This window comes from Stappia sp., from assembly GCF_048268045.1.
Lineage (GTDB): Bacteria > Pseudomonadota > Alphaproteobacteria > Rhizobiales > Stappiaceae > Stappia.
Genome location: NZ_JBLWWG010000006.1, coordinates 94,125 through 121,081, shown reverse-complemented (window position 1 = coordinate 121,081; position 26,957 = coordinate 94,125). Strand labels below are relative to the sequence as shown.

The 26,957-nt window shown below is 65.9% G+C and carries 22 protein-coding genes; 6 read left to right on the top strand and 16 right to left on the bottom strand.

What is annotated here, in order from left to right:
* Positions 1–51: 51 nt before the first annotated feature.
* The 3 genes from ACN0WF_RS11450 to ACN0WF_RS11440 form a co-directional block, all read right to left on the bottom strand.
* Complete coding sequence (locus ACN0WF_RS11450) at positions 52–1,215, bottom strand: GDSL-type esterase/lipase family protein (RefSeq protein WP_417772953.1); 1,164 nt, start codon at positions 1,213–1,215, stop codon at positions 52–54.
* A gap of 67 nt (positions 1,216–1,282) precedes the next feature.
* Positions 1,283–2,542 carry a lytic murein transglycosylase gene (locus ACN0WF_RS11445; protein WP_417772952.1) on the bottom strand — a complete coding sequence of 420 codons (1,260 nt, stop codon included), beginning with the start codon at positions 2,540–2,542 and terminating at the stop codon, positions 1,283–1,285.
* 123 nt (positions 2,543–2,665) lie between these two features.
* Positions 2,666–4,177, bottom strand: coding sequence for an outer membrane beta-barrel protein (locus ACN0WF_RS11440; RefSeq protein ID WP_417772951.1), 1,512 nt, complete (start codon positions 4,175–4,177; stop codon positions 2,666–2,668).
* Between the two features lie 174 nt (positions 4,178–4,351).
* Here ACN0WF_RS11440 and ACN0WF_RS11435 point away from each other — a divergent pair, with 174 nt between their 5' ends.
* The 3 genes from ACN0WF_RS11435 (at position 4,352) to ACN0WF_RS11425 (ending at position 7,203) form a co-directional block, all read left to right on the top strand.
* Positions 4,352–5,368 (top strand): KpsF/GutQ family sugar-phosphate isomerase, encoded by a 1,017-nt coding sequence (locus ACN0WF_RS11435; RefSeq protein ID WP_417772950.1) that lies wholly within the window; start codon positions 4,352–4,354, stop codon positions 5,366–5,368.
* 188 nt (positions 5,369–5,556) lie between these two features.
* Positions 5,557–6,324, top strand: coding sequence for a motility protein A (locus ACN0WF_RS11430; protein WP_417772949.1), 768 nt, complete (start codon positions 5,557–5,559; stop codon positions 6,322–6,324).
* A 24-nt stretch (positions 6,325–6,348) separates the two neighbouring features.
* The gene (locus ACN0WF_RS11425; RefSeq protein ID WP_417772948.1) at positions 6,349–7,203 is read left to right on the top strand and encodes an OmpA/MotB family protein; all 855 of its coding nucleotides are present in this window, start codon (positions 6,349–6,351) and stop codon (positions 7,201–7,203) included.
* Between the two features lie 15 nt (positions 7,204–7,218).
* Here the strand turns inward: ACN0WF_RS11425 and ACN0WF_RS11420 are convergent, their stop codons facing one another.
* The 3 genes from ACN0WF_RS11420 to hemH form a co-directional block, all read right to left on the bottom strand.
* Positions 7,219–7,671: an NfeD family protein gene (locus ACN0WF_RS11420; protein WP_417772947.1), complete on the bottom strand. Its 453-nt coding sequence runs from the start codon at positions 7,669–7,671 to the stop codon at positions 7,219–7,221.
* A 3-nt stretch (positions 7,672–7,674) separates the two neighbouring features.
* A complete protein-coding gene (locus ACN0WF_RS11415) occupies positions 7,675–8,670 on the bottom strand; it encodes an SPFH domain-containing protein (RefSeq protein WP_417772946.1) in 996 nt (331 codons plus the stop codon).
* A gap of 141 nt (positions 8,671–8,811) precedes the next feature.
* Positions 8,812–9,843, bottom strand: a complete 1,032-nt coding sequence (gene hemH, locus ACN0WF_RS11410; protein ID WP_417773124.1) for a ferrochelatase — start codon at positions 9,841–9,843, stop codon at positions 8,812–8,814.
* 387 nt (positions 9,844–10,230) lie between these two features.
* Here hemH and ACN0WF_RS11405 point away from each other — a divergent pair, with 387 nt between their 5' ends.
* Positions 10,231–10,725: a response regulator gene (locus tag ACN0WF_RS11405; RefSeq protein WP_417772945.1), complete on the top strand. Its 495-nt coding sequence runs from the start codon at positions 10,231–10,233 to the stop codon at positions 10,723–10,725.
* Positions 10,726–10,750: 25 nt separating this feature from the next.
* Here the strand turns inward: ACN0WF_RS11405 and ACN0WF_RS11400 are convergent, their stop codons facing one another.
* The 8 genes from ACN0WF_RS11400 to ACN0WF_RS11365 form a co-directional block, all read right to left on the bottom strand.
* Positions 10,751–11,191, bottom strand: a complete 441-nt coding sequence (locus ACN0WF_RS11400) for a response regulator (protein ID WP_417772944.1) — start codon at positions 11,189–11,191, stop codon at positions 10,751–10,753.
* A 118-nt stretch (positions 11,192–11,309) separates the two neighbouring features.
* Entirely contained in the window at positions 11,310–12,551 is a 1,242-nt protein-coding gene (locus tag ACN0WF_RS11395; protein WP_417772943.1) for a phenylacetate--CoA ligase family protein, read from the bottom strand.
* A 55-nt stretch (positions 12,552–12,606) separates the two neighbouring features.
* Positions 12,607–13,443: an ABC transporter ATP-binding protein gene (locus tag ACN0WF_RS11390; RefSeq protein WP_417772942.1), complete on the bottom strand. Its 837-nt coding sequence runs from the start codon at positions 13,441–13,443 to the stop codon at positions 12,607–12,609.
* 125 nt (positions 13,444–13,568) lie between these two features.
* On the bottom strand, positions 13,569–14,891 hold the full coding sequence (locus ACN0WF_RS11385) for an ABC transporter substrate-binding protein (RefSeq protein WP_417772941.1): 1,323 nt from the start codon (positions 14,889–14,891) through the stop codon (positions 13,569–13,571).
* Positions 14,892–15,014: 123 nt separating this feature from the next.
* Positions 15,015–16,091, bottom strand: coding sequence for a branched-chain amino acid ABC transporter permease (locus tag ACN0WF_RS11380; RefSeq protein ID WP_417772940.1), 1,077 nt, complete (start codon positions 16,089–16,091; stop codon positions 15,015–15,017).
* Between the two features lie 10 nt (positions 16,092–16,101).
* The gene (locus ACN0WF_RS11375) at positions 16,102–17,055 is read right to left on the bottom strand and encodes a branched-chain amino acid ABC transporter permease (protein ID WP_417772939.1); all 954 of its coding nucleotides are present in this window, start codon (positions 17,053–17,055) and stop codon (positions 16,102–16,104) included.
* 5 nt (positions 17,056–17,060) lie between these two features.
* Complete coding sequence (locus ACN0WF_RS11370; protein ID WP_417772938.1) at positions 17,061–17,885, bottom strand: ABC transporter ATP-binding protein; 825 nt, start codon at positions 17,883–17,885, stop codon at positions 17,061–17,063.
* Positions 17,882–19,870 carry an AMP-binding protein gene (locus ACN0WF_RS11365; protein ID WP_417772937.1) on the bottom strand — a complete coding sequence of 663 codons (1,989 nt, stop codon included), beginning with the start codon at positions 19,868–19,870 and terminating at the stop codon, positions 17,882–17,884. The genes ACN0WF_RS11370 and ACN0WF_RS11365 overlap by 4 nt, the downstream gene beginning before the upstream one ends.
* 264 nt (positions 19,871–20,134) lie before the next feature.
* Here ACN0WF_RS11365 and ACN0WF_RS11360 point away from each other — a divergent pair, with 264 nt between their 5' ends.
* The gene (locus tag ACN0WF_RS11360; RefSeq protein ID WP_417772936.1) at positions 20,135–22,075 is read left to right on the top strand and encodes a PAS-domain containing protein; all 1,941 of its coding nucleotides are present in this window, start codon (positions 20,135–20,137) and stop codon (positions 22,073–22,075) included.
* Entirely contained in the window at positions 22,072–22,812 is a 741-nt protein-coding gene (locus ACN0WF_RS11355) for a response regulator transcription factor (RefSeq protein ID WP_417772935.1), read from the top strand. Before ACN0WF_RS11360 ends, ACN0WF_RS11355 begins: the two co-directional genes overlap by 4 nt.
* Before the next feature lie 25 nt (positions 22,813–22,837).
* Here the strand turns inward: ACN0WF_RS11355 and ACN0WF_RS11350 are convergent, their stop codons facing one another.
* Entirely contained in the window at positions 22,838–22,984 is a 147-nt protein-coding gene (locus tag ACN0WF_RS11350; protein WP_417772934.1) for a hypothetical protein, read from the bottom strand.
* 164 nt (positions 22,985–23,148) lie between these two features.
* Positions 23,149–26,616, bottom strand: a complete 3,468-nt coding sequence (locus tag ACN0WF_RS11345; RefSeq protein WP_417772933.1) for an indolepyruvate ferredoxin oxidoreductase family protein — start codon at positions 26,614–26,616, stop codon at positions 23,149–23,151.
* Positions 26,617–26,957: the final 341 nt, after the last annotated feature.

Here is a 26,957-nt window from a genome sequence, read left to right as displayed (position 1 = left end):
GAGAAACATGAAGAAAGAGAAAACTAGGCAATACCCCTGATGGGAGCGGTTTTACCGGAGTTGCTTCTTGTCGCTGCGAAAGTCATCGACCCGCCCTTCCGCGAAAGGCAGCGCGACGCCCTGCACGATCAGATCATATTGCGGCGTCTCCGCCACCGGCTCGTTGCGGGCGTTCTCGCCGCCGGCAAGCTCCGTCTCCGGCGCTCCGAGCCGCCCGGTCAGGACGATGAAATTGGGGTCGTCTTCCACCCCCTCGAAGGCATAGGCACCGGAAGAGCCGAGGATGCGCGCAACCGCGCGCTCGGCGAAGAAGGCAAGCTTGCGCCGACCGGGCCAGGTGAAGCCGATCCCGTCGCCGTCGCGCAGGCGCCGGCGCTTGCCCTCAACGTCAGGACCGAAAGACGTATAGCCACCGTTCTCGTCGAGGAACACGTCCCAGACATCCACATAGATGGCGTTGTTGGCCTCCGCCCGCGCCTTGGAGACCGTGTTGATGTGACCGAAATTGGCCCGCTTCGCCTGCCCCGAGGGAGGTGGCAGCCCCACCCAGACAAGCGGCGTGCGAAGGCTGCGCGCCGCGGCGACGAGCTGGTCGATCCGCCGGGCGTAGAGGGCATCCCAGGCATCGCTGCGAAAGGCGGCGGCCGACCCGCCCTGTTCGATGTCGCGCGTGTCCTCCGCGCCGATCAGCACCACCACCACGGCGACCTTGCGCCCCTGGAGCACGGCCCGAAGCCGGTCGGCGGGATCCACCGTCCCCGGCCGGGTGAGCCCGGATCCCGAGAAGATCAGCTTGTCCACCTTGACCGAGGGGATTTCCGAGTAGGTCGCCTCGAGCCCCTCGGCGAGTTCGTTTGCAAGGCCATCCCCGACGACCAGAACAACGCGCGCATCCGCTTCCTTTGGCACCTGGACGATGACCGGCTTGGCCGGTTCGCGAATTGTGCTGCGGGCGGGACGTTCCGGCTTCTGCTCCTTCAAGCGCGGGCGGCTGCGGCGCTCGACGCCAAAGAGACGCAACAGCGGCGAAAGCGGATGGAACCCGCCGCCGCGGCTGTCGTTCTGCCCGACGATGGGCCGGCCGTTCTGGGCCAGCGCCTCGCCCGACACCGACGCGAGGCCGGCGAACACGAAGGCAAGCGCCACAACGCCAGCGAGCGCCCGGAGAACGCTCCGACGCAGGGGCGCATCCGCGATGGATGCGAGGGAGGGCATCTTCAACCGTCTCATGGCGCGACAATAGCGGAAACGCGGACCCTGGTCCAAGCCCGCGTCCCTCGCCTCAGCTTCCCGCCCGCACCCGCGCGAGCAGCGCCTCGGACGCATAGCCGTCCGGGATCAGTCCCGCCGCGTGCTGGAACGAACGGATGCCCCGGCGCGTTGCCGGACCGACCTTGCCGTCCGCCGAGCCGACATTGAAGCCGCGACGGTTCAGCAGGGTCTGAAGCTCTTCCGTCTGGCTGCGCGACAACGGCAGCGCGTCACGGCGCCAGGGCTGGGCGAAATCGCCGCCGCCGCGCACCCGGTCGGCGAGATGGCCAACGGCGAGCGCATAGGCGGTGGCATTGTTGTAGCGCTTGATGACGAAGAAGTTCCGCAGCATCAGAAACGCAGGCCCCGACGCGCCGGCCGGCAGCACCAGCTCGGCATCGTCCGAGGGGCGCGGGAAGGAACGGCCGTTCGGACGCCGGATCCCCAGGTTCGCCCAGGATCCGAGCGTCTTTTCGGTATCGGCGAGCGCATAGTTGAAGCCGCGCGGCAGCACCACCTCGTAGCCCCAGGTCTTGCCCGACTGCCAGCCATGGCGCTTCAGGTAATTTGCCGTCGAGGCGAGCGCGTCCGGCACGTTGGTCCAGATGTCGTTGCGACCGTCGCCGTCATAGTCGGCCGCATAGCTCTTCCAGCTCGACGGCATGAACTGGGTGTGCCCCATCGCACCGGCCCAGGATCCTTCCATGTTCTCGGGGCGCACATGCCCGTCCTGGATGATCTTGAGCGCGGTCACCAGTTCCTTGTTCCAGAACTCGCGGCGGCGCGGCGCGGCATAGGCAAGCGTCGCCAGCGCGCGCACCACATAGTGCTCGCCACGGAAGCTGCCGTAGTTGGTTTCCATGCCCCAGATCGCCAGCACGACTTCCTTCTGGACGCCGTAGCGCTGCTCGATGACCGCAAGCTCGCGGGCGTAGGTCACAAGCATCTCGCGCCCGGTCGCGATCCGCGTGTCGGAAACGGCGCTGTCGAGATAGTCCCAGATCGGTTTGACGAACTCGGACTGCTTGTTCATCAAACGAATCGTATCGGGATCCGGGGTCACATTGGCGAAGGCCCGACGATAGGTGTCGTTGCTGACACCTGCGGCGCGCGCCTGCGGCCAGAAATCGCGGACCCAGCGGTCGAAGGCGGCATCGGCGGCAGCCGGCTGCACCGAAGCGAGGGAAACGAAAGCCGACAGGGCGAGCACGGCCATGCCGGCCCCTGCCCGGACCAGCTTCCCCATCGAACGGCCGGTCTTGGTCATGGCATCACGCGGCGAAACGAACATGCATACTCCTGATCATCCCCCTGCGAGGTCCCGCCGCCCCTGCGGCCGGCTCGCGTTCACGCCCCCCCAGGCGCCCCGGATTGAAGTGTCGGGCCTTTTCGGCAAGGCGGCCCGTAATCCCCGTCAGCGGCGGAACCTCAGTCCCGCCTCGATCTCGCTCGCGCTGTAGCCCGCGCCCTGCGTCGTCGAGGAGAACCGCCGGAATGTATAGCGGCCCTGCAGCGCGACATTGGACGTCAGCGCATAGGTCAGCGCCGATGTCGCCCGCGCTTCCTGCTCGGTCAGCGCGATGCCCGTGTAATCCGTCCATGAATACCCGACACCGACTTCTCCGGTCAAAGCGTCCGAGAAGCCCTGGGCGATCCGCAGGTCGCCGGAATAGGTGACCGAGCCCGGCGTGCCGGCCAGGTCCGAGGGCGACAGCGTGGTGTTCAGCAGCCCCGTCACGGTGGTCAGGCGCGCCGGCGACCAGACGAGCGATCCGTCGACGGTCATGCCCTCCAGCGCTTGTAGTCGGTTGTCGTCGGGCGTCTCGCTGCGCCAGCCGACGGAGACGTCGCCGGACAGCTTGTCCCCTGCTTCGAATGTGACGCCCGCGCGCAGCCCGTAGCCGGCGGAATTACGGTCGTAGCAGGTTGCCGTGTTGGTGCAGCGTTCGAGATAGCGCCGGCTCAGCAGGCTTGCTTCCGCATAGGGCTCGACGGCCGCGCCAGTGTTGGCCTCCAGCCTCAGCGTCCCGGTCAACAGCGCGTTGTCGCGGTTGCGGTCGGGGGCAACGCCTCCGGTACCCGAGTAGAAGGTGGAATCTACACGTCCGCGCAGCTCGGCGCCGACCAGCCCGACCTGCCGGCGCAGCGCAAGCCCCGCCCCGGCCTCGTGAATGTCCTGCTCGCCACCGCTCGATTCCGCCGTGCCACGGTCCTCGAGCGCCAGCCCGTAGTTCGCCTCGACATCGACTTCCGTGCGGTCGTTGACCTCGAGGCGAAGCAGCGCGTCGGCCGTGATGTTCGGATCGCCCTGCAGGTCGCTGTCGGGATAGCCGGTGTAGCCGCCGCGCAGGTTGACGCCGAGGCTGTGGCGCGACCAGTCCGACTGCAGTCGCACGGACGGCGCGATCCGGTAGAGCGTTCCTGCGCTTCCGGTTGAATCGCCGGCGCGGTTGTCGCTCCAGCCCATGCCGGTGAAGAGTTCGGGATAAAGAAGAAACGATCCGACGCGAATGCCGTTCGGCGCATCCCGCGTGGTGTCGCCGTCGAAGACGACGCTGTTCGCATTGCCGCCACCACCAAGTGGCGTGACCCGGCGCATGGCGCGCATGCGCTCCGCGTAGGGCTGCACCGGGCCGACGCGACCGGTCTGTGCCAGCGGCACGGCGCGCTCGCCCGCCCCCGCCGCCAGTCCGTCGATCGTGCCCCGCGTCGCCGTGTCGGACGAAAGCGCGCCGGGCGTCGTGCCCTCGGCGCCGTCAAGCGGCGCCTGCTCCTGAGCGTCGATGTCCTGGAGACCCGGGGCGGCAACGTCGGCGGCATCGAAGGCGGGAAACGCGTCCACCGTTCCCGCGTCCTGAGCATGCGCCGCCTCCGCCGCCACAAGGGCAGCGAGCAGGATCGGAAGGAGGGAGCCGGAACGCGCCATTGGGAAGCCGTGAAAACCGTCTGATATCGGGATCTGTCGCCAGCGCACACCACGCCACGCTTGTGGGGTGATAATGGTCCGTTAAGGTTAACGGAGGGTTGCCGGAGAGAGCCTGTGGCTTGCCGATCCGGGTCAAGGCGCGTATGAGGGGCATCAAACATCCGCACCAAAAGGATGAGCGTGCCTGTGGCGACCTCCTCGTTCCAATCGTCCGATACGGCGGCTGCGACCCAGCCCCGAGCCTCCTCCCTGCGTACCATCGAGACGGAAATCCGTGGCATGGAGGCGCTCCGCGACGCTCTTGCCAACGGCCTGTCCGAGCCGTTCCGCCAGACCATCGAGACGATCACCGGCGCACGCGGCCGCGTCATCATCACCGGCATCGGCAAGAGCGGACACGTCGGCGCCAAGATTGCCGCGACGCTGGCGTCCACCGGCACGCCGGCCTTCTTCGTCCACGCGACGGAAGCCAGCCACGGCGACCTCGGGATGATCACCGACGAGGATGTGGTGGTGGCCCTGTCGTGGTCGGGCGAAACGCAGGAGCTGGCCGCGACACTGGCCTACACCCGCCGCTTCAAGGTGCCGCTGGTCGCCATCACCTCCCGCCCGCAGAGCGCGCTCGGCAAGGCCGCCGACATCGTCCTCGCCCTGCCCCGGGCCGAGGAAGCCTGCCCGCACGGACTTGCCCCGACCACATCCACCGTGCTGCAGATGGCCATGGGCGATGCCATCGCCATCGCCTTGCTGGAGGCCCGCGGCTTCACCGCGCAGGACTTCAAGATCTACCATCCCGGCGGCCGCCTTGGTGCCAGCCTGCTGCATGCCCGCGACATCATGCACCGCGATGACCGTCTGCCGCTCGCCGCCGCCGACACGCCGATGCGCGATGCAATCGTGCTCATTACCCAGAAGGGATTCGGCATTCTCGGCATTGTCGACGAGGCCGGAAACCTTGTCGGCATCATCACCGACGGCGACCTGCGTCGCCACCTGAGCAACGACTTCCTCGACAAGACCACGAGCCAGGTCATGACGCGGAATCCGAAGACCATCCCGCCCGACATGCTTGTGGCCTCGGCGATGGAATTCATCAACCGCGTCTCGATCACGGCCGTTTTCGTGGTCGATGGCGCCCGCCCGGTCGGCATCATCCACCTGCACGACCTGCTTCGCCACGGCGTCGCCTGACCCCTGCGATCAGGGGTTCCTCCGGAAGCCTTTCGTTTACCATGATCGAGAATCCGCGGGCTGAGCGTGTGCATTTCGCGACGTCAGCACCGTTGACGCTACGCGCTTAGGGATTGATTAGCGACCCCCACCCTAAGATTGCTCCATTCGCACAGACGGGTTTCATCGCCCCGGAGCACTGTAGGGTCATGGATCTAGGTTCGATCATCGGTATCGTTGCGGCCTTCGTGGTCGTGTTGATCGCCATCTTGCTTGGCGGCACAATCTCGCAGTTCATCGACATCCCATCCGTCCTCATCGTGGTGGGTGGCGGCCTCGCGGCAACGCTGGTGCGCTTTCCACTTTCCGGCATCGGCAGCGCCTTCATCGTCGGCAGCAAGGTCGCTTTCACCCATAAGAAGACCAGCCCGCGCGACCTCATCGAGGAAATCACGCGCCTCGCCGACACCGTGCGCAAGTCCGGTCCGCTTGGTCTGGAAAGCGTCGAGGTCAGCGACGCAACGCTGGCCAAGGGCGTCCAGTACATCGCCGACGGCTACGAGATGGATTTCATCAAGGAAACGATGGAACGCGAGCGCGATCTGTTCCTTGATCGGCTCGGCGAGGGCAAGAAGGTCTTCAAGGCGCTCGGCGATTCCGCTCCCGCCTTCGGCATGATCGGGACGCTGGTCGGCCTGGTGCAGATGTTGGCGACGATGGACGATCCCTCGACCATCGGCCCCTCCATGGCCATCGCGCTGCTGACGACACTCTACGGCGCTCTGATTTCCAACGTCGTCTGCCTGCCGATCGTCGACAAGCTCGACTCCAAGTTCGACACCGAGGAGGTCAACCAGACCCTGGTCATCGACGGTGTCATGCAGATCCGCCAGAACAAGAGCCCGGCGCTGATCCGCGACATGCTGATCGCCTACCTGCCCGAAAAGATCCGCGCCGACTTCGCCGAGGCGGCCTGACGGCCGGAAAGGACACGCTGACCGATGGCCAAGAAAAAGCAGCAAGGCGGTGGCGGCGCCCCGGAGTGGCTCGTCACCTTCGCCGACCTGATGTCGCTTCTGGTGTGCTTCTTCGTGCTCATCATTTCCTTTTCGATCCAGGACAAGCAGAAGCTCCAGATCGTCGCCGGTTCGATGCGCGAGGCCTTCGGCATCAAGGAAAGCTCACGGCGCAACGGCATCATGGAAATCGAAGGCATTCCGGTACGCGAGTACATGAAGGACGTGTCACAGGTTCCCGACGACTTCGATTCGGACTTCGCCTCCGAGATGCACGAAGAGCGGCGCAAGCAGGGACCGGAGGCCGACACCCACGATGCCCGGGAAACGGACATCGAGAAGCCCCGCCAGTTCGCCACGGCGGCTGCATCGCTGCGTCAGGCCTGGCAGGAAATGCCCGACATCACCGAAATCTCCTCGAACATCATTCTCGAGGAAAGCGACGAGGGGCTCAACATCACCCTCGTCGACCAGGACGGCCGGTCCATGTTCCCGGAAGGATCAAAGTATCCCTATGAGGTGACCCGCCGGCTGCTCGCCCGCATGGCGCCGGTGATCGCGCAGATGCCGAACCGCATCCAGATCACGGGCCATACGACCTCCGGCGGCCTGACCACAAATCCCGGCTACACCAATTGGGAACTGTCCGCCGACAGGGCGAACGCCGCGCGCCAGATCCTCTCCGACTACGGCATTCCCTCCGACCGGTTCTACGGCGTGGTCGGCAAGGCCGACACCGAGCCGCTGTTTCCCAACGACCCCTATCTGGCCGCCAACCGGCGGATCGGCATCCTGCTGATGAAGGAAGACCCGCCGCTGCCGCTCGGGCACACACCGTAAGCCGCCGACCTCTTCTCAGTCCGCGTGCTCGATCAGCAGCGTCGAGCCGTCGAGCGCGAGCACCCGCACCCGCGTTCCCGCCGGTGCGTCCGGGCCGCGCACGCGCCAGACCGTGTCGTCTATGGCGATGCGGCCGCTGCCATCGAGGATCGGCTCGCGCAGGACGTAGGTCTGCCCGACGAACCGGCTTCCGCGCCGATTGAGATGCGGCTCTCCGCCCTCGTCCGGGTAGCGGCGCAGCAACGCGCGGCCGGCGAGCAGGCTTGCCAGCGACAGCCCCGCAAAAAGCAGGACTTCCGCCTGCCAGCCGACGTCGACGAAGATCGCCAGCGTTCCCACGACCAGCGCCGACAATCCGAACCACAGGAAGAAGGTGCCCGGCGCCAGCACCTCAAGACCGAGCAAAACCAGCCCTATGATCCACCAGAGCCAGGGGCCAAGCTCGGACACCAGCCGCTGCAGCACCATCGCTCAACCCTCGCCGCGGTCGGTCGGGCGGGCACCGGCTGTCGGCACGCCACCTCTGCGGCGCGGCTTGTCGTCGGATCCGAACGCGTCGCGGGCGATCTCGGCGATACCGCTGAGCGATCCCAGGATGGCGGTGGTTTCCGTCGGCAGGATCAGCAGCTTCTGGTTCGGCGAGCGTGCAAACTGGCCGAGCGCCTCCACGTATTTGTTGGCAACGAAATAGTTGATCGCCTGCACGTCGCCGCCGGCGATGGCCTCGCTGACGAGCTGGGTCGCCTTGGCCTCGGCCTCGGCCGAACGCTCGCGCGCCTCGGCATCGCGGAATGCCGCCTCGCGCCGTCCCTCGGCCTGCAGGATAAGCGACTGCTTCTCGCCTTCCGCCTGCAGGATCTCCGACTGGCGCTTGCCTTCCGCCTCGAGGATCGAAGCCCGCTTCTCGCGCTCCGCCTTCATCTGCCGGCCCATCGCGTCGACGAGGTCGACGGGCGGGTTGATATCCTTGATCTCGATGCGGGTCATCTTCACGCCCCAGGGGCTGGCCGCCGCGTCGACGACCTTGAGCAGGCGCAGGTTGATCTCGTCGCGGTTGGAAAGCAGCTCGTCGAGGTCCATCGAGCCCATGACGGAGCGGATGTTTGTCATGGTCAGGTTGAGGATCGCATTCTCCAGCCCCGAGACCTCATAGGCGGCGCGGGCCGCGTCGAGCACCTGATAGAAGGTGACGCCATCGGCCGTGATCGACGCGTTGTCGCGGGTGATCACCTCCTGCGAGGGAACGTCGAGCACCTGCTCCATCATGTTGATCTTGCGGCCGACACGGTCGACGAAGGGAATGATGAAGTTGAGGCCCGGCTGCAGCGTCTTGCGGTACCGGCCGAAACGTTCGACCGTCAGGTTGTAGCCCTGCGGCACCGTCTTGATGCCGGCGATGACGACAATGACGGCCAGCACGAACAGGCCGACGACGACCAGATCCGGTCCGATCAGTCCTTCAGGCATTCCGCGATCCTCCAGAACGCGGCTCGGCCCCGCGCGTGGCTGGCGCGCAAGGGTGCGCGCGGGGCATGATGTACGCGCTCACGCGCGAACTGCAAGCCCGCGCGGACCGACCCCGAGAAGGGTCGGCGTCCGCTCCTGACCTCAGATCCAGCCGGAAAGCTCGCGCAACACGACAGAACGGATTACGCGCATGCCCGGATCGCTGTCGTTCAGGCAGGGAATATGGGCAAAATGCTCACCACCATTCTCGTGGAAGATCTCGCCAACCTCGCCGGCAATTTCCTCGAGCGTTTCCAGGCAGTCGGCGACGAAACCCGGATTGAGCACGGCAACGCGCTTCGTGCCCGCTTTCGCCAGCGCCTCGACTGTCTTATCCGTATAGGGCTGGAGCCACTCCTCCGGGCCGAACCGGCTCTGGAATGTGAGCTTCAGCCGCTCCTCGCTCCAGCCGAGCCGCTCGCGCAGCAGCCGCGTCGTCTTCTGGCAATGGCAGTGATAGGGATCGCCCCGTTTGAAATAGGACTGCGGAATGCCGTGATAGGAGGTGATCACCACCTCAGGCTCGAAATCGAGGCCGGCGAGATGCGTCTCGATCGACTCGGCCAGCGCATCCACATAGGCCGGGTCGTCATGATAGGGCGGCACGGTCCTCAATGCCGGCTGCCAGCGCAGCTTGAGCAGCTCCTTGAAGATCACGTCGTTGACGGTGGCCGTGGTCGAGGCGGAATACTGCGGGTAGAGCGGGAACGCCAGAATGCGGTCGCAGCCCTGTTCGCGCAGATGCTCGAGCCGCGAGGCAATCGACGGATTGCCGTACCGCATCGCCCAGTCGACGACGATCCGGTCGTCCACGCCGGCAAGCTCGGCGGCGAGCTTGTCGGACTGGGCGCGCGTGATCGTGCGCAGCGGCGATTCGTCGAGTTCCTTGTTCCAGATTTCCTCATACGCCTTGCCCGACTTCTTCGGGCGGGTGTTGAGCACGATGCCGTAGAGGATCGGATACCAGAGCGCCTTGGGCCATTCGATCACGCGCTTGTCGGTGAGGAACTCCTGAAGGTAGCGGCGCATGGAGCGGAAATCGGTGCCGTCCGGCGTGCCGAGATTGACGAGAAGCACACCGATGCGACCGGCCTTGACCGGCGGATGCGCGGCGGGAAGCCTGATCCGGCCCATCTCGCGCGCCCTCGTGTCGTCTCCAGTTTCGGTCCCGGCCTGGGTAGTGCTGTCCGCGTTCATGATCTTCCGTGTCGCTCCTGGTCGCTTGCGGCTCGAAAACGCCGACGCCGTCGTCTCGCCGCACTTAAGGCAGACGCACCTCTGCGTCCACATGGTCTTGCTGAACTTTTCATACGCAAGGCCGGGCCGACAGGATCGCCTCGACACGCGGCGCAATGACGCAGCCAAAAATATTGGCATTAATTACGATGTAATTTGCATCACGCCCTTAACCCGGAATTTAGCCGGAAAGACTATTTGTTGCCTGGCGCGCGGCGCGTGTTTTTTTGAGTCGGCCGGGGCGTATATCCGGCGGTGAATGCATTTACGTAGTTTGGTGGAACCTTGCGGAAACACAGGATCCTTCTCATCGAGGAAAGCGCTCCGGCGCGCCGTCTCATCCGCGAAATGCTCGAGCGTCTCGGCTTCGGGCACGTCGAGGAGGCAGCCGGCGTCAAGGCTGGCGAGCGCCTTCTTGAAGCCCAGGGCTTTGATCTGGTGCTGCTCGAGTGGCGGCAGCCGCGCCTGGAGGGCATGCGCTTCCTCAAGCGTCTCAGGGCGGACGAGCGTCTGCGCCTGGCGGTGACTCCGGTGATCGTTTCCTGCGCCGATGTCGACCTGGAGCTTCTCAAGCTTGCCGCGGATCTCGACGCGCATTCCGTGCTGGCCAAGCCCTTCTCGCTGAAGAGCCTGAAGTCGCATGTGGAAGCGGTGCTTGGCGCCGCGCCGGCCAGGGCGAAGCTCCGCGTGCCGAAGGGCACGGCCAAGCCGGTCGAGGAAGAGCCGCCGCGCGCAGCGGAGCCGGATGCGACCGCCGAGGACGATATCTTCTATCTGTAGGAGGTCCAGGCCGAAGCAGGCACGATCACACGTGCCGGTAGCGCTCGGCCACCTTGAACCAGAACTCGACGATGGTGTTGAGCACCTCGCTCATGCCGGCAAGGCTGTCGGCCTTGGTGACCACGGCATTGGCGCCGGCCGCGTAGGCACGGCGTATCGTCACCGCATCGTCGGCGGTCGTGAACACGCAGACAGGAAGGGCGCTGAGGTTTGTGTGGGCCCGAAGCTTGCCGAGAAACTCCGTTCCGCTCATCACCGGCAAATTGAGGTCGAGAAGCACGAGATCGGGAAGAGCGTCGCCCTGCGCGTCCAGAAACGCCAGAGCATCCGCGCCATCCTCGACGGTGTTGATCCTCACCGGCACCGATGAGGCCTTGAGCGCCATCTCGATAAGGCGCACATCATCCGGATCGTCCTCAACCAGAAGGATGAAGGCCTCGTTCTCCGGGCTGTCGAGCGTGGTCATGGAGCTGCGCCTGCAATTTCCCCGCGCCGGTATCGCGCACTTCCTGCATAGGACGAAACCGGTGGGTGTCGCAACACCTGGCGACACGCGCATTCACAGGCAGGCGCACGCCAGTGCCTCAGGCGTCGTAGGAACGCTCGTCGGAAATCACCTTGCCGTCGTTGGGAAGCTCACCCGGCGCGATCCGCTCGACCGAGCCGGACAGCTTGGTGATCTCGCGCATGGTCGCCTTCAGCGCGTCGTCGAGCCCCTCCGCCCGGGCATCGGTTTCATAGGCAAGCCGCATCACGTCCTGCTCCTGCCGGCGCTCGACGATCAGCCGAGCCCGCGCCACCTCCGGATGGCGCAGCAGGATCTGGGCGACCTGCTGCGGGTCGACGAACATGCCCTTGATCTTGGTGCGCTGGTCGGCCCGCCCCATCCAGCCCTTGAGGCGCATGTTGGTGCGCCCGCAGGACGAGCGGCCCGGCAGCACGGCCGAAAGATCGCCGGTGCCGAAGCGGATCAGCGGGTAGCTGCGGCTGAAGTTGGTGACGACGAGTTCGCCGACCTCGCCAACGGGCACCGGCGTATCCGTGCCCGGACGCACGATTTCCACGATCACCCCTTCGTTGACGATCATGCCCTCGTCCGCCGCGCTCTCATAGGCGATGACGCCCAGGTCCGCGGTCGCATAGGCCTGCAGAACCTTGACCCCGCGCGCCGCGTATTCCGCCCTGAGGCTTGGAAACAATGCACCGCCCGAGACCAGCGCCTTGCGAAGGGAGGAGGCGTCGCGGCCGAGTTCCTGCGCCTTGTCGAGCAACACCTTGAGGTAGTCCGGCGTTCCCGCGTAGCCTGTCGGCTTCAGCGTCTCGATCGCCTCCACCTGCATTTCCGTGTTCCCGACGCCGGCGGGAAACACCGCGCAGCCTGCCGCGCGGGCGCCGTGGTCGAGGATGAACCCGCCCGGTGTCAGGTGATAGGACAGCGCGTTGTGGACGATGTCGCCCGGCCTGAAGCCGGCGGCATGAAACGCCCGCCCCGCGTTCCACGGGTCGGCGCCCTCGCCCTGCGGCTCCCAGATCGGTCCGGGCGACATGAAGATGCGGTTCATCTGCGACACTTTGCCGGCGGCGAAACCGCCGAAGGGCGGCTCATCCCTCTGTGCGCTCATCAGCTCGGACTTGTGCAGCACCGGAAGGCGCGCCAGCGCCGCCCGGTCGCGCACCGCGCCCGGCTCGATCTTGCCGAGATGACCGGCCCAGCCGGCGGCGAACTCCACCGCCCTTGCGATCTGGTCGGGCAGGCGCTGAAACAGATCCGCCTCGCGCTCGTCAGGATCACGGACCTCAAGCTCGTCAAAATACCGCTCGCTCATGGCTCAACCCTTGCTTTGAATGCGCAGCGGCAAGGCCGCCATTGCCGTGCCGACATCACGCCAGCCAGCGCTTGCGACGCTTGTAGTGCTTCACGTTTCGGAAGGATCTGCGCCCCTCGCCACCGACGCCGAGGTAGAATTCCTTCACGTCCTCGTTCTCCCGCAGCGCCTTCGCCTCGCCATCGAGCACGATGCGCCCGGACTCCAGAATGTATCCGTAGGTGGCATAGCGCAGCGCGACATTGGTGTTCTGCTCGGCCAGCAGGAAGGAAACCCCCTCCTTCTGGTTCAGCTCGCGCACGATCTCGAAGATCTCCTCGACCAGCTGCGGGGCAAGGCCCATCGACGGCTCGTCAAGCAGGATCATGCTCGGACGGCTCATCAGCGCGCGACCGATCGCGCACATCTGCTGCTCGCCGCCGGAGGTGTAGCCCGCCTGACTGGAGCGGCGCTCCCTGAGGCGGGGGAAATAGGCATAGACCTTCTCCAGGCTGGCGCGCACCGCCGCGTCGCCGTCACGCCGGGTAAAGGCTCCCGTCAGGAGGTTTTCCTCGATGGTCAGGTGGCCGAAGCAATGCCGCCCCTCCATGACCTGAATGCAGCCGCGGCGCACCAGGTCGCTCGGCGACAACGCCTGCACCTGTTCGCCCTTGAAGGTGATCGACCCCTTGGTCACGTCGCCGCGCTCGGCCTGCAGCAGGCTCGACACGGCCTTGAGCGTCGTCGTCTTGCCGGCGCCGTTCGCACCCAAAAGCGCAACGATGCCGCCCTCCGGCACGGTCAGCGAGACGCCCTTCAGAACGAGGATCACGTGGTTGTAGATGACCTCGATGTTGTTCACGGCGAGGATCGTCGAAGCGGCCGTTTCGCTCTGTCGTGCGGTGGCGTCCATGTCACTCTTCCGGCGCTGGTCGTTGGGCGGGCCGGCCCGGGCTTTTCCAGGCTCGGGCCGGCGGGTCTGCTGCCGGTCCGCGGCTGTCGCCGCGGGCCGGGGTTCTTGCATTGATGCCGCTGCGATCACTTCGCCGGGCAGGCATCCGCGCGCGCCGGCCACGGCGCGTTGGACGTGGCATAGTCCTTTGAGGCCTGCATCAGGATCGGCGTCACCTCTTCGGTCATCGGCGAGAACCAGTCGGTCGCCGGGACCCACTTCTCGCCGTCCCATTCCTGGATGAACAGCGGGTGGTGACCGGAGTGGTTGGCGCAGGTGATCTCCAGCGGCGCGATCATGCCCTTCAGGCCGATGGCCTCCAGGCGTGCCTCGTCGATCTTCAGGTTCTCCAGGCCGACGCGCATGTCCTCGGCATTGATCACCTTCTTGCCGGTCATCTCCTGGGCGGTGCGGATCGCCTCGACCATGTAGACCGCGTTGACGACACCGCGGTTGTAGAGGTTCTCGCCAAGCGTGCTCGGCGGGGTCTGCGACTTGCCCGCGTCGACCACCAGCTTCTTGATGTCCTGGATCGCCGGATAGTCGGCACCGACATTGTTGAAGCTGACCGACTTGTAGCCCTTGGTGCCCGTGCCGCCAGCCCGTGCGTCCTCATCGCCGCCGGCCCACCACACGCCGATGAACTTCGACATGTCGAAGCGGTTCTTCACCGCCTCCTTGATGGCGGTCGGGTTCATGGCGCCCCAGCCCCACATCACGACATAATCGGGACGGTCGCGACGGATCGAGAGCCACTGCGAGGACTGGTTCTGCATCTCCTTGCCCGGTACCGGGTACTGCAGCACCTCGAAGCCATACTTCTGGGCGAGGTTGTCGAGCAGGGGGATCGGCTCGCGCCCATAGCCTGCGTCAAGGAAGATGTAGCCGATCTTCTTGCCCTTGAGCTTGTCCATGCCCCCTTCCTGCTCGCCGATATACTTGACGATTGCCGAGAGCCCGTCCCAGTAGGTATCCGGCGGATTGAAGACCCACGGGAAGGTGTTGCCGTCGGCCGCCGCGGAGAGGCCGTAAGCCATCGACAGAACCGGGATCTTGTCGACCGACGACTTCGGGATGACCTGCAGCGTGATGCCGGTCGACCACGGATTGAACACCAGCGTGTTCTTGGCCTTGGCCTGCTCGTAGCACTCCACGCCCTTCTGCGTGTCGTAGCCGGTCTCGCACTCGTCGAAGGCGATCTTGACGCCGTTCACACCGCCGTCGCGCTCGTTGACCATCGCCAGGTAGTCGGACATGCCGTTGGCGATGTGGATGCCCGATCCGGCATAGGGGCCGGTCCGATAGGTCGGCAGCTGGATGTAGACGGAATCCTCGGCGACGGCCGGAGCAGCGAAGGACGCCGCCAGGCCCACCAGGACCGATCCCGCCAGGAGAGTTCTCATGCGCATGTCTTTCCTCCCATTCGCGCCCCTTGCGGAGCCTTGCCCCGGGGGTCTCGCCATCCGGACCTGGGTCCGGCTTGCGCCCCGATGGCCTGTCTGAGGGTCACCCTCCCCGCGGATCCTCCCTGATCACGCGTACGGGAACGGCCAGACCCTGAGTTTCTCCTTTCCGATCGCCCACAGCCGGGCCAGCCCGTGCGGTTCGACGATCAGGAAGAAGATGATGAGCGCACCGATGGTCATCTGCGCGCCCTGAAAGACGGTCTCGGCGGCCACGTCGACGCCGAGCGCCGGCAAGCCGACGCGCAGCAGGATCGGCAGGATCCAGATGAACGCCGCGCCGAAGAAGGATCCCACCAGCGAGCCGAGGCCCCCGATGATCGCCATGAACAGAACCTGGAACGACAGGGTGATCGAGAACACCGCCGGTTCCGAGGCCCCAAGATAGAAGAACACGAACATCGCGCCGGCGACGCCGCACACATAGGACGACACGGCAAATGCCGAGAGCTTGGCGATCAGCGGCCGAACGCCCATCAGCTCGGCGGCAATGTCCATGTCGCGGATCATCATCCACTGCCGGCCGATGCGCCCGCGGATCAGGTTCTTCAGGAGCAGCGTCATCACCACGACGATCGCCAGGACCACGTAGTAGCGGGCGCCGGCGCCAGCCGCCGGGCCGGTGATCAGCGTGCCCATGATCTCGCGCCCTGGCACCTCGATCGCGCCGGAGGAATTGTAGTTGTAGAGCCACGGGATGCGGATGAAGCACCACTCGAGGAAGAACTGCGCCGCAAGTGTCGTCACCGCGAGATAGAGGCCCTTGATGCGCAGCGACGGCAGGCCGAAAACGACACCCGCGGCGGCGGCGAAGGTCCCCGACAGAAGGATGTGAACGACGACATTCACCTCGGGGAAGATGGTCACCAGCTTGTAGCAACTGTACGCGCCGACCCCCATGAAGGCGCCGGTACCCAGCGACAGTTGGCCTGCATAGCCCGTCAGGATATTGAGACCGATGGTCGCCAGCGCCAGGACCAGGAAGGGAATGGCGACAGCGGAGAGCACGAACTCGCTCGCCACCATCGGCAGAAGAAGCGCGAGGACGAGGATGACGGCAACGCCGATGCGGTCCTGGCGGATCGGGAAGATCTGCTGGTCGGCCGCGTAGGTCGTCTTGTACTGGCCGGCTTCACGATAGAACATGACGTGCTCCTCAGATCCGCTCGATGATTTTTTCGCCGAACAGGCCCTGCGGCCGGAACAGCAGGACGAGCAGCGCGATCACATAGGCGAGCCAGCTCTCGATACCGCCCCCTACCAGGCCACCCCAGTAGATCTCTCCGACCTTCTCGCCGATACCGATGATCAGCCCGCCGATGATGGCACCCGGGATCGAGGTGAAACCGCCCAGGATCAGCACCGGAAGGGCCTTCAGCGCCACGATCTCGAGTGCGAAGGAGACGTCCGAGCGTGCGCCCCACATGATACCGGTGGCGAGTGCGACGATGCCGGCGGCGAACCAGACGATCGCCCAGATCTGATTGAGCGAGATGCCGACCGACAGGGCCGCCGTATGGTCGTCGGCGACAGCGCGCAGGGCGCGGCCGATACGGGTGCGGTTGAAGAAGACAGCGAGGCTGCCGACCATCAGCAGCGCGATGACCGCGGCAGCGATGTCGATGTGCTGGAGGATGACGAGCCCGCGATCACCTATCTCGAAGGCGGTCGAGCCGGTCGGCAGGCCGAGCTCGGAGGTGATCATCTGCTTCGGCTCGCCGCCGAAGATGACCTCGCCAAGACCAATCAGGAAGTAGGTCATGCCGATGGTCGCCATCAGCAGGATGATGTCCGGCTGTCCGACCAGCGGCCGCATGACGAACTTCTCGATGCACACGGCGAGGATCGCCATGATGCCGATCGCCAGGATCAGCGCCAGCCAGGCCGGCACCCCCTTCTCGTGGAGGCCGACCAGGGATAGGCCGGCGAACACGACCATGATGCCCTGCGCGAAGTTGAAGACGCCCGAAGCCTTGTAGATCAGCACGAAACCGAGCGCGATCAGGGCGTAGAGCACGCCGGCGACGAAGCCTTCCCAGACCACCTGGATCAGAAAGTCCGGAGCGCCGACCATCTGCACGAAGGGGTCGATGAATATGTTGTAGAGCATGTCCATTAATGCGCCCCCCCGAGATACGCGTCGATCACATCCTGGTTCGACTGCACCTCCTCGGGAGGCCCGTCGGCGATCTTGCGGCCATAGTCGAGCACCACGACCCGGTCGGACAGATCCATGACCACCCCCATGTCGTGCTCGATGAGCGCGATTGTCGTGCCGAACTGCTGGTTGACGTCGAGGATGAAGCGGCTCATGTCCTCCTTCTCCTCCAGATTCATGCCCGCCATCGGCTCGTCGAGCAGCAGCAGCTCCGGCTCCATGGCAAGCGCGCGGGCAAGCTCGACCCGCTTCTGCAACCCGTAGGGCAGCCGCCCAACCGGCGTCTTGCGGATCGCCTGGATCTCGAGGAAGTCAATGATCTCCTCCACCTTGCGGCGATGCTCGATCTCCTCCTTCAGCGCCGGCCCCCAGTACAGGCACTGCCAGAAGAAGTTGCTGCGCATCTTCAGGCCGCGCCCGGTCATGATGTTGTCGAGCGTCGTCATGCCCTTGAACAGGGCGACATTCTGGAAGGTGCGGGCGATGCCCTGGCTTGCCGCCTCATAGGGCTTCATCTTGCGCCGCACCTCGCCGCGCCAGGTGATCGTGCCTTCCTGGGGATGGTAGAAGCCGTTGATGACATTGAGCATCGACGTCTTGCCCGCACCATTCGGGCCGATGATTGCGCGCACCTCTCCCTTGCGGATATCGAAGGAAATATTGGTGATCGCCTTCACGCCGCCGAAGGAGAGCGAGACACTGTCCACCGCCAGCAGCACGTCGCCGCGCCGGACGCCGGAAGGGGAGCCGGCCATGCGTGCCGGATCGACTGGGGCGTTCATTCCGCGGCCTCCTTCATCCCGCCCGGCGTCACCGGATAGAGCGTCATGTCGCGGATCTCGACGGTCGCCTCGATGCCACCCTTGCGCCCGTCCTCATAGGTGACCTCGGTGCGCACGTGCTTCGAAGTGGAGCCGTCGTAGAGCGCCTCGATCAGCGGCGCGTAGCGCTCGGCGATGAAGGAGCGGCGCACCTTCTGGGTCCGCGTCAGCTCGCCGTCGTCGGCGTCGAGCTCCTTGTGCAGGATCAGGAAACGCTTGACCTGCGACCCCGCCATCATCGGCTCGCCGGCGAGATCCCGGTTCACCTGGTCGACATGCTCGCGCACCATCTCGTAGACATGCGGATGGGCGGCCAGCTCCTGATAGGAGGCATAATTGACGTTGTTCCGCTCCGCCCAGGAGCCGACCGAGGTCAGGTCGATGTTGACGAAGACCCCGCAGAAGTCGCGACCGTCGCCGAAGGCCACCACTTCCTTGATATTGGGAAAGAACTTGAGTTTGTTCTCGATGTATTTCGGCGCAAACAAGGCCCCGTCGGACAGCTTGCCGACGTCCTTCGCCCTGTCGATGATCTTGAGGTGACCGTTGTCGGCGATGAAGCCCGCGTCGCCCGTCAGCACCCAGCCGTCCTCGGTCTTGGTCGCGCGCGTTGCTTCGTCGTTCTTGTAGTAGCCGACGAAGACGCCCGGCGAGCGGTAGAGCACCTCGCCGTTGTCGGCGATCTTCAGCTCCACGCCGGTCGCCGGCGTGCCCACCGTGTCGCCATGGATCTCGCCGTCCGGCTGCATCGTGATGTAGACGCTGGCTTCCGTCTGGCCGTAGAGCTGCTTCAGGTTCAGGCCCAGCGCCCGGTAGAAGCGGAAGATCTCCGGCCCGATCGCCTCACCGGCGGTGTAGCCGACCTTCATGCGGGTGAAGCCCATCTGGTTCTTCAGCGGCCCGTAGACCAGGATCTCGCCGAGCCCGTAGAGCAGCCGGTCCGTGGTCGCCACGCTCTCGCCGTTGAGGATCTTCTCGCCGACCCGGCGCGCCACCCCCATGAAGTAGTCGAACATGCGCTTCTTGAGGCGGCTGGCGTCCTCCATGCGCACCATGATGTGGGTGAGCAGGCCCTCGAAGACGCGCGGCGGCGCGAAGAAATAGGTCGGCGCGATCTCGCGCCGGTCGGACAACACCGTCTCCAGGCTTTCCGGGCAGTTGACGCAATACCCGGCCGTATAGGCCTGGGCCAGCGAGAAGACGTGGTCGCCAATCCAGGCCATCGGCAGGTAGGCGAGCGTTTCCTCCGTCTCGTCGAGGCGATCGAAGGCGTTTCCGTTGCGCGCCGAGATGACCAGATTGTCGAAGGAGAGCATCACCCCCTTGGGACGGCCGGTGGTGCCGGAGGTGTAGAGCATGACGGCGATGTCGCGGCCCTGTGCGGCGGCGATATCCTCGAGCCAGGCGGCTTCCCTGCCGGCGTCGTCGGCCAGCGTCGCCCTGCCCGCCTTCTGCAGCTCCTCGAAGGAATGCAGCCGGGCGTGGTCGTAGTCGCGAAGGCCGCGGGGCTCGTCGTAGACGACATGTTCGAGGCGGGGCAGGCTCTGCGACATGGAAAGGACCTTGTCGACCTGCTCCTGGTCCTCGACGCAGGCGAAGCGGACCTCGGCGTGCTCGAGCACGAAGGCCATCTCCTCGGCGACGGAGTCCGAATAGAGCGGGACGGGCACGCCGCCCAGCGACTGCGCCGCGACCATGGCCCAGTAGAGCCGCGGCCGATTCGCGCCGATGATGGCGATCCTGTCGCCGCGGGCGAAGCCGATATCGCGAAGTCCGATGGAAAAGGCGCGGATTTCCTCCAGCACCTCGGCCCATGTCCACACCTGCCAGATTCCGAAATCCTTCTCCCGCATTGCCGGACGGTCCGCGAAGACACTGGCGTTGCGCAGGAGAATTTTCGGAAAGGTGTCCTCACCGAGGCGCTCGGTGACGGGCGACCCTGCCATTGCGTTTCTTCCCCTCTGGACGCCCCGATTTTTCGGGGTCTCGTCATTCTGTGCGCTTATCTGACCACCGCCCTCCTCCGCGAACAAGCATCGATTGTATCGACGGGACTTGCTCGCGATTGACGCTGGTCATGCGCTTGAGGAAACGCTATTGCGGCGACGTTGCGCCAATATGTGCGAACTGTTTCGAATTGTTTCAGCGCACCCCGCCAGGTTGCCGCCTTTTCGTTCGACAGCCGCCGCGCTTTGCATACACTCCCCGTCATGACCAGCGGTGATCTCTACCGGGACCGCCTGGACCTCCTCCAGGCCGCGCTCGATCACATCAATCAGGGGTTTTCGGTCTTCGACGCGCAGCTTCAGCTCGTGGCGTGGAACCGTCAGCTCTTCGAGATGCTGGAATTCCCCATGCACCTCGCTCACCGCGGCGCGCCGCTGTCCGCCTTTCTCGAGGTCAATGCCGCGCGCGGCGAATACGGCGACGGCGACATCGCCGAGATGATCGCCCGCCGCGTCGAGCGGGCGCGGCTGTTCGAGCCGCATTCCTTCGAGCGGGTGCGCCCGGACGGCCAGGTGGTTCTCGTCACGGGCGCACCGCTGCCGACCGGCGGCTTCGTTACCACCTACACCGACATCACCCGCGAGCGCGAACATCAGGCGAACCTCGAACGCACCGTCGCCGAACGCACCCGCCAGTTGCGCCAGAGCGAGGACTGGCTGCGTCTGGTCACCGACAGCGTGCCCGCGCTCATTGCCTATGTCGGCCCCGGCCCGGTCTACCGCTTCGCCAACCGCCGCTATGCCAAGTGGTTCGACCAGACGGTGGAATCCCTGGTCGGGCGCCCGGTCGCCGATATCATCGGCCCCGAGCTTTATCCCGAGCTGGAACCGCATATCGCCAGGGCCTTCACCGGCCAGGCGGTTTCCTACGAATACGCGCGCAACCGCGCGACCGGCCGTATCGCGCACATGCGCTCAACCCTGATCCCCGACCGCACCGCCGACGGTCGGACACTCGGCTGCTTCGTTCTCTCGCTCGACGTGACGGAGCAGAAACGCTCCGAGACAGCGCTTGCCCAGGCCCAGCGCATGGAGGCCGTCGGCCAGCTCTCCGGCGGGCTCGCCCATGACTTCAACAACCTGCTGACCATCATCATCGGCAACGTGCTCAGCCTGCGGCGCAAGGCCGATATTCCCGCGATGCCGGATCTCTCCGGCCACATCGACCCGATCCTCCAGGCGGCCCAACGCGGCGCCGACCTGACCCGCCGCCTGCTCGCCTTCGCGAAGGGGACCGCCGCCGACAGCAAGCCGGTTCGCCTTGCCGCCCTTCTCGCCAACATGGAAGGGCTGCTCTCCGGCTCGCTGCCGCGCGGCATCACCTTTTCGCTGGAGACCGGAGACGCCGATCCACCCGTACGGGTCGACCCGTCCGAGTTCGAGAACGCGCTCGTCAATCTCGTTCTCAACGCCCGCGATGCCATGCCCTCCGGCGGAACGATCCTTGTCCGCCTGGAGGAGGACGAGATTTCCCCGGCCAAAACCGCATCGCTCGGCATCGCGCCCGGGCGATACGCCCGCATCCTGGTCTGCGACACCGGCGCCGGCATGAGCGAGGACGTCCGCCGGCAGGCCTTTGACCCGTTCTTCTCGACCAAGCCCTTCGGCACGGGAAGCGGCCTCGGCCTTCCCACCGTCTACGGATTTGCGCGCCGCTCGGGAGGCTGCGTGTCGATCGAAAGCCGAAGCGGCCACGGCACGGAGATCCGCGTGCTGCTGCCCGTCACAGCCGACGCGGCCGTGGCCGACGGTGCCGACGAGACACAGGGCACGCGCCACGGCAACGGCGAACTGGTCTTGCTGGTGGAAGACGACGCCGCCGTCGCCGACGTGGTGCGCGACCAGCTCTGCGTCCTCGGCTATTCCGTCCTCGTCACCGGCGAGGCCGACGACGCGCTCGAACTCGTCGCCGAGGTCGGCGATATCCGCGCCGTGCTGAGCGACGTGGTGATGCCCGGCCAGATGAGCGGGCTGGTGCTGGCGGAGAAGATCCGCGCCGCACGGCCCGGCCTGCCGATCGCGCTGATGAGCGGCTATCGCGATGGCACCGACGGCGGCGCGCCGCTCCCCGACTGCCCGATCCTGTCGAAACCCTTCGCTGCGGGCTTGCTTGCCCGCACCATGAGCGAGATCCTGTCCCGATGACGACAGCCGCGCAGGACACGACAACCGCCGAGCCCCTCATCTTCATCGTCGAGGACGAGGCCGACATCCGCAGCCTGCTGGCGGAAACCCTTTCCGGCTACCGGTTCCGCACCGCCGCCTTCGCCAATGCCGACACGGCGCTGGCCGCCCTCGACACGGCCTCGCCGGCCGCCGTGATCCTCGATCTCGGCCTGCCGGACATGGACGGCCTCGAGGCGATCAACCGCATCCGCGCCACCGGCCCGGTCCCCATCCTCGTGCTTTCCGCGCGCAGCCATGCCTCCGACCGGATCATGGGGCTGGAATTCGGCGCCGACGACTATGTGGTGAAGCCCTTCGATCCGCGCGAGATCGTCGCCCGGGTGCGCTCGCTGCTGCGCCGCAGCGCCACGGCGTCTCCAACCGCCGGAGACGCGGAGCCGCTCGACATCGCCCGCTTTGCCGGATGGCGTTTCGAGCCCGGCTCGCACCGCCTGGTTTCTCCGGAGGGCGAGGAGACCTTCCTGTCGACCGGCGAGGCGACACTCCTCGGCGCTTTGCTGCGCGCGCCCAAGCGCGTGCTTTCGCGCGACTATCTGCTCGAGCATGGCGGACGCGATGACACTCTTGACCGGGCAATCGACGTGCGCATCTCCCGCATCCGCAAGAAACTGACGCGCCCTGACGAGCCGCCGCTGATCCGCACCATTTACGGCTCGGGCTACATGCTGACGACCCAGGTCGACTGGGGCGGCTGACCGCCGCCAAGGCAAGCTCCCGCGATCAATGGCAATGATAAGGCTTGGAGCCGGCGTGGCAGCACTTGCCCGGCGGGCTGTCCTTGCGACATCCGCCGCCATGGGCGCTGGCAAGCGCCGTCATCCCCACAACAAAAACAACAGCACAGACAATGATGCGCACTGCACTCATCGGTCGTCCTCCCTGGAAACCCCGGCGAGCGTAGCCGAATTACACTGTTAAATGCACGTAATTTCAAAATACAATCCTGAGACAACCTCCGGTATCGCACGCCAAGTCATGAGAAGATGCGGCCCGGAACAGCGTCCGGACCGCAACGATCTTGCGGATTCTCCTCACTCGGCAGCCGCGAGATCCGACGACTTGCGCGCCGACCGATACGCTGCGACAAGCCCGGGCAGCTTGGCCTGCGCCAGCTTCGCCCCTTCCGCGCGGACCGGGCCGAAGCCGCGGATCCGCTCCGGATAGGCCAGCAACGCCAGTGCCGCCTCGGCATTTTCGGCGGTCACGCTCGCCGCCACCTCATCGACGATGGCCTCGTATTCATCGCGCAGCGCCCGTTCCATCTTTCGCTCCTGCGTGCGCCCGAACACGTCGAAGGCCGTGCCCCGCAGGCCGCGCGCGAAGGCGAGAAAGCGGAACAGCGGACGGACCCACGGACCAAAGCGACGCTTGGCCGGCCGACCCGTGCGCTTGTCGGGGCGCGAGAACAGCGGCGGGGCGAGATGGAACTCCAGCTTCTCGTAACTGGAGAAGGTCTCGGCAAGCTGCGCCTCGAACGCCGGGGCCGAATGAAGCCTCCCGACCTCGTATTCATCCTTGATCGCCATCATCCGGAAGAGCTGGCGCGCCGCGGTTTCAGCAATCGCCGTCCCGGTCTCTCCAAGACCATCCGCCCGCTGGCGAAGCTGCGCGATACGTTCGCCGTACCGCCTGGCGTAGGCCGCGTTCTGATAGTCGGCCAGGAACGCCTCCCGACGCGCGACGATCTCCTCCAACCCCTCCGACAGGCGGCGGTGCGGCAGGCCCTCCGGCAGCTTCGGCCGGGCGGTATCGACACAAGCCGGGTCGACAGCCGCGGCGCGGCCCCAGGCGAAGGCGGAAAGATTCATCTCCACCGACACCTTGTTCAGGCGGATCGCCTCCTCGAGCGCCTCCAGGCTCAGCGGCACCCCGCCAAGCTGCCAGGCGTAGCCGAGCAGGAACATGTTCGCGGCGATGGCATCGCCAAACAGTGCCTCCGCGATCTCCGTGGCGTCGAGGAAGTGGCTTCGCCCCTCGCCGGCGGCGGCCGAAATGGCGGCGACGAGCCGTCGTCCGGGCAGGCTGAAGTCCGGGTTCTTGGTGAAATCGCCCGGCAGGGTCTCATGTGTATTGATCACCGCCAGCGCCGTTTCCGGGCGCATGGCGCCAAGCACCTTGGCGGAACCGGCGACGACGATGTCGCAGCCAAGCACCAGGTCGGCACTACCCGGACCGACGCGGATGGCGGAAATGTCCTCCGGGCGCGGCGCCAGCTTCAGGTGGCTCGTCACCGCGCCGCCCTTCTGGGCCAGCCCCGCCATGTCGATGATGCCGCAGCCGAGCCCATCGAGATGGGCGGCCATGCCGATCACCGCGCCGACGGTCACGACACCGGTGCCGCCGACGCCGGTGATCATCGCCGCATAGGTCCGCGTCAGCGGCTCGATCGCGGGCTGCGGCACCTCCGGAGCCTTCGGCGGCAGCGCCGTGCGGCCCTTGAGCACGCCACCGCGCACGCTGACGAAGGAGGGGCAGAAGCCCTTCACGCAGGAATAATCCTTGTTGCAGGACGACTGGTCGATGGTGCGCTTGCGCCCCCACTCGGTTTCCAGCGGCTGCACCGCCACACAGTTCGATTGCACGCCGCAATCGCCGCAGCCCTCGCAAACCAGTTCGTTGACGACAATCCGCTCGTCCGGGTCGGGGAAGAGGCCGCGCTTGCGCCGCCGGCGCTTCTCCGCCGCACAGGTCTGGTCGTACAGAAGCACGGTCAGGCCCGGCTCCTTTGCCAGTTCCCGCTCGACCTCGATGAGTTCGTCACGATGATGGATCGACGTCCCGGAAGGCCAGGCGGTCGCAACCGGGTATTTTCCCGGTTCGTCGGTGACGACAACGACCCGTCTCGCGCCTTCGGCGGCGACCTGCCGGGCGATCTCGTCAACCTTCAGTCCTCCGTCATGGGCCTGACCACCGGTCATTGCCACCGCATCGTTGTAGAGGATCTTGTAGGTGACATTGACGCCGGCGGCCTTGGCCGCGCGGATCGCCAGCGCACCCGAATGATTGTAGGTGCCGTCGCCGAGGTTCTGGAAGACGTGGCCGGTGCGCGAAAAGGGCGCCTCGCCGATCCAGTTGGCGCCCTCGCCGCCCATCTGCGTGTAGCCCTCGGTGGACCGGTCCATCCACTGGACCATGTAGTGGCAGCCGATGCCGGCATAGGCGCGACTTCCCTCGGGCACCCGCGTCGACGAGTTGTGCGGGCAGCCGGCGCAGAAATACGGGCTGCGAACGGCGACATCCTGGGTCTCGGCGAGTTTCTGGCGGCGCGACGAAAGCTCGGCGACGCGCGCGGCCAGGCGCTCCGAGGGAAACCGCTCCTTCAGGCGTCGGCCGATGGCCAGCGCGATGTCCACCGGCTCCAGTGCCGCGGGGGCGCGAAACAGCACCTCGCCGTGCTCGTCCGTCTTGCCGACGATCGCCGGCGCGTCGCTCAGGCCGTAGAGGATCTCCTTGAGCTGCGGCTCGATCAGCCCGCGCTTTTCCTCCACCACGATGACCAGTTCCAGGCCGCGGGCGAAGTCGCGCATGCGCGAGGCGGACAGCGGCCAGGTGCAGCCGATCTTCACCAGCGCCAGGCCGAAATCGGCGGCATCCACCTCGTCGATGCCCAGATGTTCGAGCGCCTCCAGCACGTCAAGGAAGCTCTTGCCGGTGGAAACGATGCCGATGCGCGGCCGGCGGCCGCCGGAAAGCACCAGCTTGTCGAGCGGATTGGCGTCGATGAAGGCCCGCGCCGCCGGCAGCTTGACCTCATGCAGCCTTGCTTCCTGCGTCAGCGGATGATCGGAGGGCCGGATATGGACGCCGCCGGGGGGAAAGGGAAAGTCGGGCAGCACCGGGCGCACCCGGTCGCCATGACCCTCGATGGAGGCGGTTGATTCGACATTGTCCTTGACCAGCTTCAGCCCGGCCCAGACCCCGGCGTAGCGCGAAAGCGCCCAGCCGAAGAGACCGAAGTCGAGGATCTCCTGCACGCCGGCCGGGTTGAGGATCGGCATCATCGCGTCGACGAGGGCGAATTCCGACTGATGCGCCGTGGTCGAACTCTCGCAGGTATGATCGTCGCCCATCAGCGCCAGCACGCCGCCATGGGGCGAGGTGCCGGCCAGATTGGCATGACGGAAGGCATCGCCCGAGCGGTCGACGCCGGGTCCCTTGCCGTACCAGATCCCGAAAACGCCGTCGAAACGCCCCTCGCCGCGCATCTGCGCCTGCTGCGTGCCCCACAGCGCCGTCGCCGCCAGGTCCTCGTTGATTCCCGGCCGGAAGACGACATCGGCCGGCGCAAGCACCCGCGCGGCCTTCTGGAACTGCTGATCGAGAGCGCCGAGCGGCGAGCCGCGGTATCCGCTGACATAGCCGGCCGTGTTCAGCCCGGCGAGCCGGTCGCGCGCCTTCTGCATCAGTGTCAGCCGGATCAGCGCCTGCGTCCCCGACAGGAAAACGCGCTCCTTGTCGAGATCGTATTTGTCGTCCAGCGTGACCGTGTTGCGTGCCATGTGAAATTCCCCTCCCTGCCGGCGCATCGCGACGCCGGACCTGCCGAGGTTCATGCCCAAGCCCCCGCCCCGTCAATCGAATTCCACCGGAGCGAGGCAATGAAAGCTGCCTCTCAGGCAACACGACAGGCGCCCGGAAGGGGCGAAAGTGCCCCGCGCCACCGCCGGTTGTCGCGCCGGCGGCGGGCCTGAAAACACCGCGCAGCGCCCGCAATTTCAGCAGGCATTCCGTCGCCTTTGCTTTTGCATTCGCGCCAAAGCTGCTAAGCAACTCGCCGTCAACAATGAGGAATTGGGTGAAACGGTGAAAACGCCGGCATCCTTCCGGGGGAAATGCAAAG